The sequence below is a fragment of the Bartonella sp. OT172YNZD genome (genome assembly GCF_042193725.1).
In the GTDB taxonomy this organism is placed as follows: Bacteria; Pseudomonadota; Alphaproteobacteria; order Rhizobiales; family Rhizobiaceae; genus Bartonella; species Bartonella grahamii_A.
This window is the reverse complement of record NZ_JBHILZ010000009.1, coordinates 92,258-106,889: the sequence shown is the minus strand read 5'-3', so window position 1 is coordinate 106,889 and position 14,632 is coordinate 92,258. Positions and strand designations below refer to the sequence as shown.

The 14,632-nt window shown below is 38.6% G+C and carries 10 protein-coding genes, 1 other RNA gene and 4 pseudogenes; 8 read left to right on the top strand and 7 right to left on the bottom strand.

The window, feature by feature from the left end; genetic code table 11:
• Positions 1-78 precede the first annotated feature (78 nt).
• The 5 genes and pseudogenes from ACFIJS_RS05670 to ACFIJS_RS05650 all read left to right on the top strand — a co-directional run.
• Positions 79-345: pseudogene (locus ACFIJS_RS05670) on the top strand (hypothetical protein); the annotation flags it as partial.
• Positions 346-427: 82 nt separating this feature from the next.
• A complete protein-coding gene (locus ACFIJS_RS05665; protein WP_375650551.1) occupies positions 428-1,066 on the top strand; it encodes a hypothetical protein in 639 nt (212 codons plus the stop codon).
• Positions 1,067-1,164: 98 nt separating this feature from the next.
• A pseudogene (locus ACFIJS_RS05660) lies at positions 1,165-1,889 on the top strand (hypothetical protein).
• Positions 1,890-5,662: 3,773 nt separating this feature from the next.
• A complete protein-coding gene (gene ykgO / locus ACFIJS_RS05655) occupies positions 5,663-5,788 on the top strand; it encodes a type B 50S ribosomal protein L36 (RefSeq protein WP_004863016.1) in 126 nt (41 codons plus the stop codon).
• A 141-nt stretch (positions 5,789-5,929) separates the two neighbouring features.
• Positions 5,930-6,715: a tetratricopeptide repeat protein gene (locus ACFIJS_RS05650; RefSeq protein WP_375650549.1), complete on the top strand. Its 786-nt coding sequence runs from the start codon at positions 5,930-5,932 to the stop codon at positions 6,713-6,715.
• Positions 6,716-7,236: 521 nt separating this feature from the next.
• On the opposite strand, the pseudogene ACFIJS_RS05645 reads toward ACFIJS_RS05650, so the two are convergent.
• Positions 7,237-7,441, bottom strand: a pseudogene (locus ACFIJS_RS05645) (recombinase family protein); the annotation flags it as partial.
• Between the two features lie 739 nt (positions 7,442-8,180).
• Between ACFIJS_RS05645 and ssrS the strand changes: the two are divergent.
• From ssrS to ACFIJS_RS05630, 3 genes are all read left to right on the top strand, one after another.
• Positions 8,181-8,341: non-coding RNA, 6S RNA (gene ssrS, locus ACFIJS_RS05640), on the top strand.
• Positions 8,342-8,667: 326 nt separating this feature from the next.
• Positions 8,668-9,273: a 5-formyltetrahydrofolate cyclo-ligase gene (locus ACFIJS_RS05635; protein WP_375650557.1), complete on the top strand. Its 606-nt coding sequence runs from the start codon at positions 8,668-8,670 to the stop codon at positions 9,271-9,273.
• Positions 9,274-9,291: 18 nt separating this feature from the next.
• The gene (locus ACFIJS_RS05630) at positions 9,292-10,113 is read left to right on the top strand and encodes a TIGR00282 family metallophosphoesterase (protein WP_375650548.1); all 822 of its coding nucleotides are present in this window, start codon (positions 9,292-9,294) and stop codon (positions 10,111-10,113) included.
• Between the two features lie 345 nt (positions 10,114-10,458).
• Here ACFIJS_RS05630 and ACFIJS_RS05625 read toward each other — a convergent pair whose 3' ends face one another.
• The 6 genes and pseudogenes from ACFIJS_RS05625 to ACFIJS_RS05600 form a co-directional block, all read right to left on the bottom strand.
• Positions 10,459-10,851, bottom strand: coding sequence for a helix-turn-helix domain-containing protein (locus tag ACFIJS_RS05625; protein WP_375650547.1), 393 nt, complete (start codon positions 10,849-10,851; stop codon positions 10,459-10,461).
• A 243-nt stretch (positions 10,852-11,094) separates the two neighbouring features.
• Positions 11,095-11,487: a helix-turn-helix domain-containing protein gene (locus ACFIJS_RS05620; protein ID WP_375650545.1), complete on the bottom strand. Its 393-nt coding sequence runs from the start codon at positions 11,485-11,487 to the stop codon at positions 11,095-11,097.
• Between the two features lie 245 nt (positions 11,488-11,732).
• Positions 11,733-12,125 (bottom strand): helix-turn-helix domain-containing protein, encoded by a 393-nt coding sequence (locus ACFIJS_RS05615; protein WP_375650544.1) that lies wholly within the window; start codon positions 12,123-12,125, stop codon positions 11,733-11,735.
• A gap of 396 nt (positions 12,126-12,521) precedes the next feature.
• Positions 12,522-12,847, bottom strand: a pseudogene (locus ACFIJS_RS05610) (UDP-N-acetylglucosamine 1-carboxyvinyltransferase); the annotation flags it as partial.
• 89 nt (positions 12,848-12,936) lie between these two features.
• Positions 12,937-14,232: a UDP-N-acetylglucosamine 1-carboxyvinyltransferase gene (gene murA, locus ACFIJS_RS05605; protein WP_375650543.1), complete on the bottom strand. Its 1,296-nt coding sequence runs from the start codon at positions 14,230-14,232 to the stop codon at positions 12,937-12,939.
• Positions 14,233-14,406: 174 nt separating this feature from the next.
• Positions 14,407-14,559: a hypothetical protein gene (locus ACFIJS_RS05600; protein ID WP_375650541.1), complete on the bottom strand. Its 153-nt coding sequence runs from the start codon at positions 14,557-14,559 to the stop codon at positions 14,407-14,409.
• Positions 14,560-14,632 lie beyond the last annotated feature (73 nt).

Below are 14,632 nucleotides of genomic sequence, written 5' to 3'. Positions count from 1 at the left end.
TGTTGTGCAAACCATATCATTTCCCCCCGCTTTTGAAGATTGTATAATTACACTGTTAAATGACAATCATACTCTCTTGTCGGAGGCAATGCAAAAATAAGTGGCTCTGCTTATATTTGTGATGAATCGCATGTTTTTGATGATGCCGTTATTTGTGATGCTCTTATCTCTGGTTCTTCTTATATTCATAGCAATGCCTCTTTAACAGCTAATGAAGATATCTGTGATGATGCATATCCTGAGTTTGGTAGCGAAGATGATTATTATCGTCATGAGTATTATGCTGATTTTGAAGGGTATTATGACGATGATAATGACAGCGAATATGAAAGTGATGCTGCGTAAATAACGCGTAGGCGCGGCGGGGGGCGCCCTCCTTTTAAACATCTCATTTAAAAATTTAAATCTCTATAAAGGAATTGTGCTCATGCAAAAGAAGTTTGCACTCACAAATGAGACACGTGTAATTAATAATCAAACTCTTTATCGCATTAAAGCATTAAAAGACTTTTCTGATATTAAGGTTGGCGATCTAGGCGGCTTTATTGAAAAGGAAAGTAACCTCTCTCATGATGGCAATTGCTGGGTCTATGATGAGGCTTGTGTTTCTGATCACGCTACAGTCTGTGATTACGCTAGTGTTTTCGATAATGCAAAAATTGAAGGCAATGCTAAGGTTTTTGATTGTGCAAAAATTTATGACAATGCAAGGGTTGCTGATCATGCCTTGGTTTTTGGCAAAATTTATGTTTACGATTATGCCTACGTTTTGAATCATGCTGAGGTATCGGACAGGGCTGTTATAAAAGGTCATGCTAAAATCTATGATAACGCTTTATTAACTGGCTATGCGCAAGCTTATGGCAATGCAAAGATTTTTGGCAATGCTCAAGTTTGGTTTTTTGCTGTGGTTTGTGATGATGCTTGTATTTATGAGAATGCAAAAATTACAGGCTATACATACATTTGCGATAAAGTGAGTGTTTTTGGCAATTCATATATAGATACCAAAAAATTGAATGGTCATATCAAAATTTGTGATCACACCATAAAAGACGCTGCGTAAAGACGCGTGGGCGCGGCGGGGGTGCCTGCTTTCCAACCAAATTTTTCCATTCCAAATTTTAGCAAATGTTTATCACATTAGATTGTGAGGGTATCTCTATGTGCAAAAAATATGAATTAACCAATGAAATCAAAAAAATCAAACATGCTCTTACTCGAAATATTATAAACCTTTATCGCATTAAAGCTTTAAAAGATTTTGATGATATAAAGGCGGGGTCTTTAGGCGGCTTTATTGAAAAGGAAGTTAACCTATCCCATGATGGCAATTGCTGGGTGTATGATGAGGCTTGTGTCTACGGTCATGCAAGAGTGTATGATGATGCAAAAATACGCTATTTTTCTCAAGTCTGTGGTCATGTCTATGACAATGCTTGTGTCTATGGCAATGCTCATGTTTATGGCAATATTTATGGTAATGCTCATGTGAATGGTAGTGCCCGCGTTCTTGCTGATGCTCATATTTATGACCATGCGCATGTTTCTTATGATGCTACGGTTTTTAGTTATGCACGCGTTTATGGTCATGCCAAGGTTTCTGGCTTGGCTTGCATTTATAGCCATGCAAAAATTTATAATTATGCTGTTATTAATGGTCGTGCAAAAATTTATGGCAAGGTTTATGGGAATGCTTGTGTGAGTGGCTCTTGTGAGATTTATGGCTCTGTTTATGGCAATGCCAAGGTTTCCTATCATGCCAAGGTCTGGGGTAAAGCCTATGGCAATGCAAAAATCAACAAAAAAGCAAAGTAAGGTTTGTTCCAAAAAATTGTGAGGTTTATGAAAGGGATAATGTTGTCAATATAACTGATAAAACAGAATAAAAATAGACATGGGAGTGCCTTTTAATAGGATAACTCCATCATAAAAGAAAGCCGTGCCAAATGATATGACGCGGCTTTCAAATCATGATTCTAATGATTAAAATTAATCACTCATAATGGAATAATGAATGTATATATACAAAACATATCATATTACAAGCGCTCTATTGAGAGATGAAAACTTATCAAAAGGAATGTAAATGATGCGTATGATCTTTAATCACTCATTTGAATGAGAAAGCCTATAAACGCTTTTCGTTGCTATCAAACGTATCAAACAAATCAAAACGCTTGGTAGCTTTAAAAAACGTTTTTTACATTTACGAGCATTGGTTTTCAAAACAATCTCTCATAAGACAATAAACAACCGATTTTATCAAACGCAAGGCTTTAAAAACTGTTATAAATATTAGTTATAAACGTTTAAACGGTATTTAGAAAGGCTTTCATAAGTGTCTTTTAAACAGAACTTCTTTGCAAATTAATCGCTCTATATTTGGCTAGCAAAATCAACCAATCCAATTTTGGAGACGTTAACTTTAGAATAGAGCATTCTTTAAACAGAGTAACTTTTGACTCAAAATTAAGTAAATCCTATGCCTTATAATGTTACAACGATTTTGAATTTTACTTGCTTATCTTGTCTAAATAGATGCCCTCAAATTTGAGGGGACCTCATTTGGTTTCGTATTTTTAAACTATAACTTTTACAACGTTTTTAGTACCAAGTCTAAAGTAGATAGTAATTCGACTGCTATCGTATTGTTCGCTTCCATTTTTTTGTGGAAGCGAATAGTTCCGTTCTTAAATACTAGCCTGCAATCTATTCATTAAAAGGCTTTTGATTTCATAAGATAAAAAATACCTCTTTATCGTTTTCTAAACTTTTAGAAAGCGTTTTAAAATCGATCTTGTCTTTAAATCCTTTTATGCAATCTTTAAAATGTTCGGTGTTATGATGATGCTGTCATGACAGCTCTCTAATTTTGCGTTCGCAAATTTTGGCGAATGTTAATTTGCTCTTTTATGTGATTAACAATCCAATCTTTAAAACAAGATGTGATCTTTAAACGTATGCGATTTATGTTATCGATATTTTCAAACAACTAAATTTTTAAACAATGTAATTTGTGCTGTGATAAAAACGTATCATAAAATTTATGAACTGTTATGAATGATAGCTGCTTTTCATTTCATTTGAATGACACATGCGTTATAACATTTACATGATGATTTACTTTTTATGGTCTATTCATACATGGCAATCTTATATAAAAATGGTCAAATGAATCATGCATAAAAGGATGGATTCTTCAGTGGTTTCATATAAAATAATTTCACACAAGCTATTGACTTTATTGTGTTTTTATGTACAATACGGTTTATTCTCATAAAATCGCTGCAAAGAGGTGAAACGTATTACTCTACCCACACAACTCTCGCAAACGCAGCCCAATATCGGCCAAAAGATAGCCTCTCCAGCATAGCAACTTTCCTCTTTTTCCTCCCTCTCTTTTTTCTTTAACAGATAGAGGACTTTCTCCTTTTATTCATCCGCTCAACATCTTTCTCGAAAAAGTTTCCTCAACATCCCCCAACAGCTTAAATTTCTTCTTTACAGATCAATTTTTCTTCTCTCACGCTTCCCCTCTTTTTAGCGCATCAATTTTCTTACCTTGTTCTTTAAGCTTTTTCAGGCAATGAATTATAAGGCGCATCACCACCGTATAATGCTCGTTGGTTTTATGGCATATCTTTATTGCATCTCGCACAATTCTTTGTGAACTCCGTTATCGTAAACGCACTTTGTTTACGCATATTCTGTACCCCCCACAAAAGACTGTCTGTAACTTTCTATCCTGCTTAGCAATGACATTCGTCAAGACCAACAAACCAGCGCTTCATAAAGTTCCCACAATTTTTCTCACTCCAAGTTTCTTCCAAGAGCACCTAACAGCACCCTTAATTGACCCAGTATAAGTGTTTATTTTATTATCCTGATAAAGCTAAATTATACTTTTTAATACTATCATTACCTTTAAAACGCTCGTTGAGCGAAAAAATACTTCATTTCTAACAATAATAAAAATAAAGAAGCAATTTTAAATGAGGCACAGTCTATCCCTCCCCAAAAAACGTAGAGGGGATCCATTTAGACGCATGTTGTTCCTCTTTCTTTTAACCTTTCGTAAACCCATTGTTTTATCAACAAAAATCATGTCGATAGGCTTTTTATTAATGGCAGGATTTTTGTGTATAGGATACCTCGTAGGAGGAAGAGAGGTAATGCCCCTATCGATCGGGATACCAATGATCATTATTTCAGCTCTCTTTGGCATTGGCAGCATATATGCAAATTGGTATTATGACATACTTTTATTACGTCTATCCCCAGGAAATGTGAACCTTTCACTCTTTCAATAAACATCATCATAGACCACCCTTCAGAAGGTCAAATTTTCTACAGCATGGATATTAAATGGATATAAAAGGAATTCAAACTATATCCACATTCAAGAGCCAAAGTGTATTCCCAGTATACTGGCTCCCTTACCGAACAATTTGAATTCCCCATCCGCTCAACAATATCTAGCAATCCATCCCACGTAGAAATTGGGTTGCAAAGAATCATAGGCTTTTGCCCTAAAATAAAAATTTATGCATCATCTTTCACTCTAACAGCACAAATTTAACCCCTCATTAAAAGTTCGAAGCGCTCCGCTCCTGATCTCCAGGTAAAAGATATGATCACAGGATATGATTACAGCACTAAGCTTATCCATTCCCCAACATCCCCTCACCCCTCACATAAAATAAAAAGCCTCAAACAGAAGACACTTATGTCGCCAATTTACGCGCTTATTTTAACACACGCTTCTTTTAAAAAACACCTGCCAATACACATTGCCACCACTTCACAACAGCCCCCATCATCATATAGCATAAAAGCTCTCGGTAATAGCTTAAACATTCATAGTGCACCACCTTCTTCAAGCTTATGAAGCGTAAACGCCATCCTCATCACACCGCTTTGACAATCCCCAATGTTGCAATACTCTCTAGCACTTGAAAGCATTTATAAAAGACCGTTTTATTCCTTATCTTCAAGTGTTTTCACTCATACACCCATCCCGCTTGTGATAGGCAAGCAGCAAATGCTATGGTTAAAGATACACAGATTTACAATGAGAAAACCTTAATAATATGCGAGACTCTTCGCTTACTGTGAACAATAGAATTTGATCCTTATCAATTCATCCCATTTGTCTTCATCATACGGTTTATTTTCTAGGTTTTAAGAATAAGCCTTAAGAATACTCTCACACACTAGCAAAAAACACCTCAACGATAATATTTTACGAAAAAACAGGATTATTTTCACACAAATGAGAAGCTTTTACTTGTTTCCACTTTTTATCCTTCTTTTTACTTTTTACGAGAATATTTTTACCTTCAAGGCAACCATTAACACACCATATGAAATGTATAATACACCCTTGACAAGAAGAGGACTTCTTGTTAGATCTTTTCTACTTTTTTGTAATTTTCACTTATTCGTTGTGCTAATGAAATGTGTTAATGCGTACCTTAAGGGTGCGTTTTTCTTTTTGTGATCACAGTGAAAAAGTGTATCGTGTGATATTGTGATGCAAGTACGATATTGCAATGCAGTGTTCATAGAGTGAGCAGTATTGGGGTTGTAATATTGTATTTTCGTGTTTTAATGTCGTATTATAGTATTGTGTTACGTAAACTGTTTAACGGTGAATATGATGAAAATTAAAAATTCGCTTAAAGCACTAAAGGAGCGCCACCGTAACAATCGTTTGGTGCGTCGTAAGGGCCGTGTTTATATTCTTAATAAAACGAACCCACGTTTTAGAGCGCGTCAGGGCTAATTCTTTTAGGTTAATGTTTTTATGCCTACTTTTTGTAGGCTTAAAAATTTTTTCTTAAGATTTTTTTCGGTTATAAGTCCGTTGGTTACGAGTCCATTGTTTGATAATATTTGGTGATTTATCTTTTGGGGGCTTGTTTTTATGGATTCTTTTGTTTTTTTAAAAGCTTTTCGATTTTTTCAGCTGCGTTTTTTCTGTATTTTCCAGCGCATTTTTTTTCTTTCTTTTGTTAGCATTTTTTGTTTTGTTTCTTTTGGCTATGGGCAAAATCCTCCTTCACTTCCTGAAGATCGTCCTTCTCCACAATCGCTTTTACCGTTAGATGATCTTATTCCCAATTCTCCTTCCTCTTCCTCAACGCTCTCCGATTCTGATTCATCTGCGGTTATTCTTGAAGATTTTGACACAGAGCAGCTCTCCCATGTTGACAGAGTTAAGCAACGCAAAGAAGCAGAAATTTTACGTTTACTGAAAGAGTTGAAATATTGTGCTGATGTTTCTCAAGCGAAAAAGATCAGTCAACAACTTCAACATTTATGGTCCCAATCGGGGAGCGAGACGATTGATCTTTTAATGTCATGGGCTGAAAATGCGATCAGTAGCGACGATTATGGACTTGCGCTTGATTATCTTGATAATGCTCTTGCACTTTTACCTACTCATGCTGAAGCTTGGGTAAGACGTGCTTGGATTCACATTCAACTAAACGATTTCAAGCTTGCCATGCTTGATCTTAACCATGCTCTTGAACTTGAACCGCGCAACTATATAGCTTTTTTTGAACTTGGCATTACCATGGAAGCAACAGAGCATCCAAAACTTGCTCTTAAAGCTTATAAAAAAGCATTAGAGTATTACCCACAAATGCAGAGGATTCAAAAGCGCGTGCAAGCTCTGTTAGACGAACAAGCACCGCAAGCTCTTTGAAACCATTCAAGAACGAGACGCTTTATGCATCCTTTTAAACTTGGATAAGACGCAAGCCTGCTTTACATTCCACTCAAAAACTCAAGCCCCCTGCTTATAACCACGCCATCAAACACCCCCAAGCAATTATAGAGCCTGTTTTTTTGAAACTTTAGCCATTACCATGGAAGCAACAGAGCATCCAAAACTTGGCTCTTAAAGCTTATAAAACAGCATTAGAGTACACCCCAAAATGCAGAGGATTCAAAAGCGCGTGCAAGCTCTGTTAGACGAACAAGCACCGCAAGCTCTTTGAAACCATTCAAGAACGAGACGCTTTATGCATCCTTTTAAACTTGGATAAGACGCAAGCCTGCTTTACATTCCACTCAAAAACTCAAGCCCCCTGCTTATAACCACGCCATCAAACACCCCCAAGCAATTATAGAGCCTTTTTTTGAACTTGGCGTGACCATAAAAGCAACAGAGCATCCAATAAACGTTTTAAGTCCCTTTTTACGATAATTCATTCCTGACCCTCAATCAGAGATGAGTTCATAAAGTCCAACCTTGGCTTGCGCAATAAAGCTCGAGAACCTGTTTTTGTCGCTCTAAATCGTCTTTTTGATCATGACTCGATACACGTGCATAAGCAATGGTTTTTCTTTGTGACAGTTCTCTCGAATGAAAAAGCTCAGGTCTAAGCTTGGATAGGTCATAGCGGCGGTGAACTCCTGCCGTATGTTCAGAAATAATTTCGCCTTATACGTACTCAAACAGCGTAAAGTGCTCATCGAAACACCCAAAGCTTAAGCTGCCTTGCCTATCCCAATAAATCTGTCCATAATATGTGTTATTACACACACATAAATAGATTACAAAAAAACTGTCATAGTCCCCCTACAGAATTTCTTCTTATAGCAAGCAAACGCTTCACACCTGAGTTCTCTTCACACCACCTCTTTTTTTCACACCTTTCATCATGGATAAAAAATTGTAAACACGATCCCCAAAAAATATTTTTTGAAAAAAGCTTAAAACATCGCTTAGCATCTCTGATCAACTGTCATCGTCTGTTTTTCATTTTTATTAGCTCAACCATAGCAGCACATACCGTATCGGCTCTCCTCCCCCCCTCAAAATTGATAAAACAGCACTGAAATATGGCTTCACAAGGCAAAAGTTTCAAAGACGCAACACCAGTTCAACAAACATCCTTGAATAAAAAATAAACCTCCCCCAAGCATTCCCCCCGAAACTAAAAATCAAACTATTGCCAATAAACCGTTCTGCGTCACTCAATCACCCACCCCTACTCATATTTTTTGCTTTTCTACTTTGAATAAAGCATTCTATATATCATACAGCCATTTCCAGCAGCCCCCAGCAAGATTGTAAAACCATCTTGAAAAAACTTTATGAAAAAGAAGAGATTGAGGTTATTTTATCTCTAGCAGAAACTCTGAAATTGTTTTATATTAAGGAGGGTGTTCTGCGCTTCTCGACAGGAAATAACGTATTCCTGAGACCTTAATGATCTCCGAGGGAGCTGTCCCTGATCAAGCCCGTGGGCTTTTTCATATGGCGCCCACCTATTTGTATAGGTTCCCGGGATCAGCTTTTTCCATCGGCTGTTGTGGATCACCCTTTTTTACATCAATAAATTTTTCCAGATAAAAATTGAAAACGTCCTTTTACATAAGACCAATGACGATACTCTCTTTTCAAGAAATAAAAATTACGTTGGGCTTTATTTTATGAAACAGACAGCACTTACAAAAATAATCCCCTCTGCGAATCTGCTTCATCCCTTCGCATGACAAGCAGCGCAAAAGCGGCTTGTCGCATCAAGATGCTCTTTTAATAGAAGAGCGCATACTCTTTTCATGATCATAGCTCTTGTCCATAAAGAGATTTACAAAACATCAACAATGGATAAAATACCAGCATCTTATAAAACAATTGACGAGACAATGACACAAAATCCCCTCTGTGAATCTGCTTCATCCCTTCGCACACAGCAGCGCAAAAGCGGCTTGTCGCGTCGTGATGCTCTTTTAATAGAAGAGCGCGCACTCTTTTCGCAGCGTGCTTGTTGCCACTTTATTGAGTACCTTGAAAAAAAGGAAACAGATTTTTCACGCCTCATTTTGGCAGGCTATTGGCCCATTAAATCGGAAATTGACCCGCGTCCTTTACTGGATGCTGTAACATTACGCGGTGGACGTTTAGCCTTACCAGCCGTACTTGATTCCACCACCATGATTTTCCGTGCATTTTCACCCAGCACGATTTTAGAGCCCATGCGCTTTGGCACCTTTGGTCCAGGGACAGACAATGGCGTTGTTGTCCCTAATAATATTATTGTTCCGCTTTCTGCGTTTGATCGTCAATGTCACCGTCTTGGCTATGGAGGGGGATATTATGACCGTGCGGTTAAAGCTCTTGAAAAACAAGGGCATCAAATAACATTATGGGGCATAGGATTTTCATGTCAGGAGGTTTCCTCTATTCCCGCAGCAGAACATGATCTACAGGTACAGGGGATTTTTACAGAAAAAGGTTTCTTAAAATGTTAAAATGTGATTAAAGCGCCTATGCGTTTTTTATTTTTAGGTGACATTGTTGGTAACACAGGCTGTAAAGCTGTTTTTAAACACCTTCCTCAACTGATTGAGAAATGGCAGCTTGATTTTGTTGTGGTAAATGGTGAGAATGCCTCTGGTGGTTTTGGTCTCACACAAGAGACATATCAAGATCTTTTGATAACCGGTGTTGATGTTGTCACCTCGGGCAATCATGCTTTTTCTCACAAAGAAGCATTGCAGTATGCCCATGAGAGTGATCGTTTTTTACGCCCTGCCAATTTTTCGAAAGAAACTCCCGGAAGAGGTACTGGTGTTTTTACGGCAAAAAATGGAGCCCGTGTTCTTGTCGCCAATCTGTTGGGCAATGTTTTTATGCCGTGCAAAGTAGAAGATCCATTTGAAACAGCGGAAAATATTCTCTCAGCCTGTTCGTTGATGGAACAAGCCGATACGGTTATTTTTGACTTTCACGCAGAAACAACAAGCGAGAAGCAATGTTTTGGCCATTTTCTTGATGGTCGTGTGAGTGTTATCGTTGGCACGCATACGCATATTCCCACAGCTGACGCGCAGATCTTAGAAGGTGGGAGCGCCTATTTAACGGATGCAGGCATGTGTGGAGATTACAACTCATCTCTTGGAATGGATAAAGAAGAACCCTTACACCGTTTTCTTTATAAGACGAAACAAGATCGTTTTGAACCCGCGTGCGGTCCCGCCACCCTTTGTGGTTTAGCGGTTGAAATTTCAGATCGTACAGGTTTAGCAGAAAAGGTCTCGGCGGTACGGATTGGTCCTCATTTAAAGCCTGAAGTTCCAGATTTTTGGTAGCTTCTTTTAAGCCGCCCCTTTGATAGTTGTTCTTTTAAACCGCCCTTTTGATAGTCTCTTTCCAAAGCTTCCTTTTGAGAACTCTTTTTGGCAAGACGATGTTTCAAACCCTTCGCAAATCCCTAAAAATGCCAGCGCTCCAATTTGCCTAACACAAATAAGTCACTCTTTAAAAAAAGGATAAAGGATAAAGGATAAAATTTTTCGTGATCTTTAAAATGATGAGAAGGAGGTTCCATTTGGACATTTCTGCGGGGGGGGGGAGAAATGTTAACCCCCCTTCTCTAAAAAAGGGTTTATATAATAATTGATTATTTAGCAAGAGGCTCTTTAATTTTTTTTACTTTAATGAGAAAGCAAACACAAAATTGCTTTCTGCTTTTTAGGTTTGAGCTCTCTAAAACTTTTCAAAAGGATGTGCTCTTCTTTACTTGCGATCCCTTCATCACAGCAATACAAGGCATTTTCCTTTGTCGAGAGATCCGTATAGAAAAAAGAAATGGGAACATTGAGAATATCAGCAATTTCTTGTAAACGCCCCGCCCCTATACGATTGGAGCCTTTTTCATATTTTTGGATTTGTTGAAAAGTCACCCCTAACTGGCTGCCTAATTTCTTTTGTGACATTCTCAGCATTGTTCTTTTAAAGCGAATTTTTCTGCCTATCGAAATGTCGTTAAAGTGTGGATTTTTAGCTTTCACTTCAAGCTCCCCTACCGGTTGCGAGCGCCCTCGCATGAGTATTCCGGGAGTCAAAAACACTGAGTTCAGTCAGCTTTTTTGCTTTTAGTGCTTATAGCACCTGGACATGGCAAAAACTCCCGGAATCCCGGGGAAACCTACAGAGTAGATTAATCTTATGTACTGAACTTTAGGGGTTTTGAATCCCTCTTAGTCGTTGCGTAGACGACCAAAGTTACAGTGTAATTCATAAAGTAATTTCAGGAGATTTACAATAAGAATTAAAACAGTGTTTTTATCTCATGAGACAATCAAACACAAAATTGCTTTCTGCTTTTTAGGTTTGAGCTCTCTAAAACTTTTCAAAAGGATGTGCTCTTCTTTGCTCGATATTCCTTCATCACAGGGATACAAGGCGTTTTCTTTTGTTGAGAGATCGGCGTAAAAAAAGGAAATGGGAACATTGAGAATATCAGCAATTTCTTGTAAACGCCCCGCTCCTATACGATTGGAGCCTTTTTCATATTTTTGGATTTGTTGAAAAGTCACCCCTAACTGGCTGCCTAATTTCTTTTGTGACATTCTCAGCATTGTTCTTTTAAAGCGAATTTTTCTGCCTATCGAAATGTCGTTAAAGTGTGGATTTTTAGCTTTCACTTCAAGCTCCCCTACCGGTTGCGAGCGCCCTCGCATGAGTATTCCGGGAGTCTGAAAGTACTGAGTTCAGTCAGCTTTTTTTGCTTTTAGTGCTTATAGCACCTGGACATGGCAAAAACTCCCGGAATCCCGGGAAACCCACAAAAGTAGGCTAATCTTATGTACTGAACTTTAGGGCTTTCAGACCCTACTGATCGCTGCGTAGACGACCAAAGTTACCCTTTAAGGTATAAAGTAATTTCAGGAAATTAGCAATAAGAATTAAAGCAGTGTTTCTTATCTCATGAGACAATCAAACACAAAATTGCTTTCTGCTTTTTAGGTTTGAGCTCTCTAAAACTTTTCAAAAGGACTTGCTCTTCTTTGCTCGATATTCCTTCATCACAGGGATACAAAGCGTTTTCTTTTGTTGAGAGATCAGCGTAAAAAAAGGAAATGGGAACATTGAGAATATCGGCAATTTCTTGTAAACGCCCCGCTCCTATACGATTGGAGCCTTTTTCATATTTTTGGATTTGTTGAAACGTCACCCCTAACTGGCTGCCTAATTGCTTTTGCGACATTCTCAGCATTGTTCTTTTAAAGCGAATTTTTCTGCCTATCGAAATGTCGTTAAAGTGTGGATTTTTAGCTTTCACTTGCCACTCCCCTGCCGGTTGCGAGCGCCCTCGCATAAGTATTCCGGGAGTTGAAAGAGCTGAAACTTGACTCAGCCTTTTGCTTTTAGTGCTAGAGAGCACCTGGACATAACAAAAGCTCCCGGAAATCCGGGATATCCATAAAGCTGGATAAATACGTGTCTCAAGTTTCGGGTCTTTCATTCCCTGTTGATCGCTGCGTAGACGACCAAAACATTCGCTTACCAATAAAGCAATTTCAGGAAATTAGCAATAAAATTTAAAACAGTGTTTGTTTTATGAGCTCCACTCGCCTCTCAAACTTTTATGCCCGCTCATAAAAACTCCAAAACCATGAGATAAAACCCACTTTTATTGAGAGGATTAACAACCTGTGACCCCTTGAGATCACCCTCCCCCGAAGAGAGAGATTAAAGAATACCCTCAAAAGATTTACACTGTGATGCGTTGAATTTTTGCACCACAACGGACTAATTTTTCTTCTAATCTCTCAAATCTACGATCAAGATGATAAACACGATTGACGATTGTTTCCCCCTTTGCCGCCAATGTAACAAGATAAGAGGACTGCAATCACAAGAGAAACAAAAAGCCCGCAAATCTGTCGCCATGACAGGAACCCCTTGCAAATTCTCTTTTCCATGAGATGCGTTGCCCTCTCGCCCATCAAGCTTTCTCGACGCCCTCAAACGATTGAGTTCTTGAACATGCATAAAACGATTTTCGAAAATCGTCTCTGTAATATGCGCGATTCCCTCACCCCCATGTCATGAAAGCATGCTGCCCACAACCTCCACCTCAAGCAACCTCTCAAAGCCATTCTTTGTGGAGCATATCTTTGAAAGATTTACACTGTGATGCGTTGAATTTTTGCGCCACAACGGACTAATTTTTCTTCTAATCTCTCAAATCCACGATCAAGATGATAAACACGATTAACGATTGTTTCTCCCTTTGCTGCCAATGCTGCAATCACAAGAGAAACAGAAGCACGCAAATCCGTCGCCATGACAGGAGCCCCTTGCAAATTCTCTGTTCCATAGACAGTTGCCGTCTGCCCATCAAGCTTTATCTGTGCCCCTAAGCGATTGAGTTCTTGAACATGCATAAAACGATTTTCGAAAACCGTCTCTGTAATATGCGCGATTCCTTCAGCCCGTGTCATGAGCGCCATGAATTGCGCTTGGAGATCAGTTGGAAAAGCAGGATAAGGTCCTGTTTTAATATCAACGGGCATAATTTTTGTGTTTTTTGGATTTCGCTTAACGTGAATTCCTTGAGGTTCTATTTGAATCTCGAGTCCTGTTTTTTGGAGCACCTTAAGCACTTTTGTGAGATGGTTAGGATTTGCATTTTTAAGAAAGACATCTCCTCCTGTCATAGCAACAGCTATTGCATATGTCCCCGCTTCGATTCGATCAGCAATAACGCGTATTTTTGTCCCTTTAAGTTTTTTGACCCCTTCAATTGTAAGCGTTGTTGTTCCTTCACCGGTTATTTGAGCCCCCATAGCATTCAGGGTTCGAATAAGGTTTGCCACTTCTGGTTCACAAGCCGCATTCTCAAGAACGGTTGTTCCCTTTGCCAGTGTTGCTGCCATAAGTATCACATGTGTTCCCCCAACAGTGACTTTAGGGAACCGATAGTAAGCACCTTTTAACCCCCTTGGTGCTTTTGCATGAACATATCCATTTTCGATCGTAATCTGTGCGCCTAAAGTTTTAAGTCCCTCAAGGATAAAATCGACAGGTCTTGTTCCAATAGCACATCCTCCAGGAAGCGAAACATAAGCCTCTGCGCATCGTGCAAGCAGAGGTCCGATAACCCAAAAGCTTGCACGCATTTTTTTCACCAGTTCGTATGGTGCCCGTGTTGTAGCTATTTTTTGCGCCGTAAAATGAATTGTTCTTGAATTCAAGCATTCATCGTTAAACTCTTGTCCATCAACGGCATATCCAACACCATGATTATTGAGAATACGAATAAGCAATTCAACATCGGCCAGATGCGGAATATTTTCTAAAGTGAGCGTTTCTTCTGTAAGCAGCGCCGCAATCATAAGAGGCAATGCAGCATTTTTTGCCCCAGATATAGGAATTGTTCCTTTAAGTTTTTCTCCCCCAACAATTTGAATAGAATCCATCGTGTTTTCCCTCTTTTCCTTTGTGCCTGCCCTTCCAAAGGTTTTCCCCCTTCGGGAAGTTATGCTTTATCAATCGTTTTAGAACGTACTCTAAATATGAAAACAAATTATTGAGAAGTTTGGTTGCAAAGCTTCACTAAAAAACATTTTTTGCATTTTGGAGCTTTTTGCATTTTAGAGCTCTGTTTGCGCTCTTTTTCGGCTTTGTTCTTTTCGACGTTTCAGGTTTTGACGCAATTGTTGCGCCAATCTTTCTTGACGTCGTTTTGCTTTTTCATCTTGATGATTCATTTCATCTTGTTTTTGTTTTTGATGCATTTGTATCATTGCGCAACCTTATGAACAGTGCTGAGCTTCTATCCAAGCACTCATCGCCTTAAATATTTAAGCGTATAAGAAA

Coding starts and splice junctions, on each gene's coding strand:
- ACFIJS_RS05665 (WP_375650551.1), top strand. CDS start 428: ATGCAAAAGAAGTTTGCACTCACAAATGAGACACGTGTAATTAATAAT.
- ykgO (WP_004863016.1), top strand. CDS start 5,663: ATGAAAATTAAAAATTCGCTTAAAGCACTAAAGGAGCGCCACCGTAAC.
- ACFIJS_RS05650 (WP_375650549.1), top strand. CDS start 5,930: ATGGATTCTTTTGTTTTTTTAAAAGCTTTTCGATTTTTTCAGCTGCGT.
- ACFIJS_RS05635 (WP_375650557.1), top strand. CDS start 8,668: ATGACACAAAATCCCCTCTGTGAATCTGCTTCATCCCTTCGCACACAG.
- ACFIJS_RS05630 (WP_375650548.1), top strand. CDS start 9,292: ATGCGTTTTTTATTTTTAGGTGACATTGTTGGTAACACAGGCTGTAAA.
- ACFIJS_RS05625 (WP_375650547.1), bottom strand. CDS start 10,851: ATGCGAGGGCGCTCGCAACCGGTAGGGGAGCTTGAAGTGAAAGCTAAA.
- ACFIJS_RS05620 (WP_375650545.1), bottom strand. CDS start 11,487: ATGCGAGGGCGCTCGCAACCGGTAGGGGAGCTTGAAGTGAAAGCTAAA.
- ACFIJS_RS05615 (WP_375650544.1), bottom strand. CDS start 12,125: ATGCGAGGGCGCTCGCAACCGGCAGGGGAGTGGCAAGTGAAAGCTAAA.
- murA (WP_375650543.1), bottom strand. CDS start 14,232: ATGGATTCTATTCAAATTGTTGGGGGAGAAAAACTTAAAGGAACAATT.
- ACFIJS_RS05600 (WP_375650541.1), bottom strand. CDS start 14,559: ATGATACAAATGCATCAAAAACAAAAACAAGATGAAATGAATCATCAA.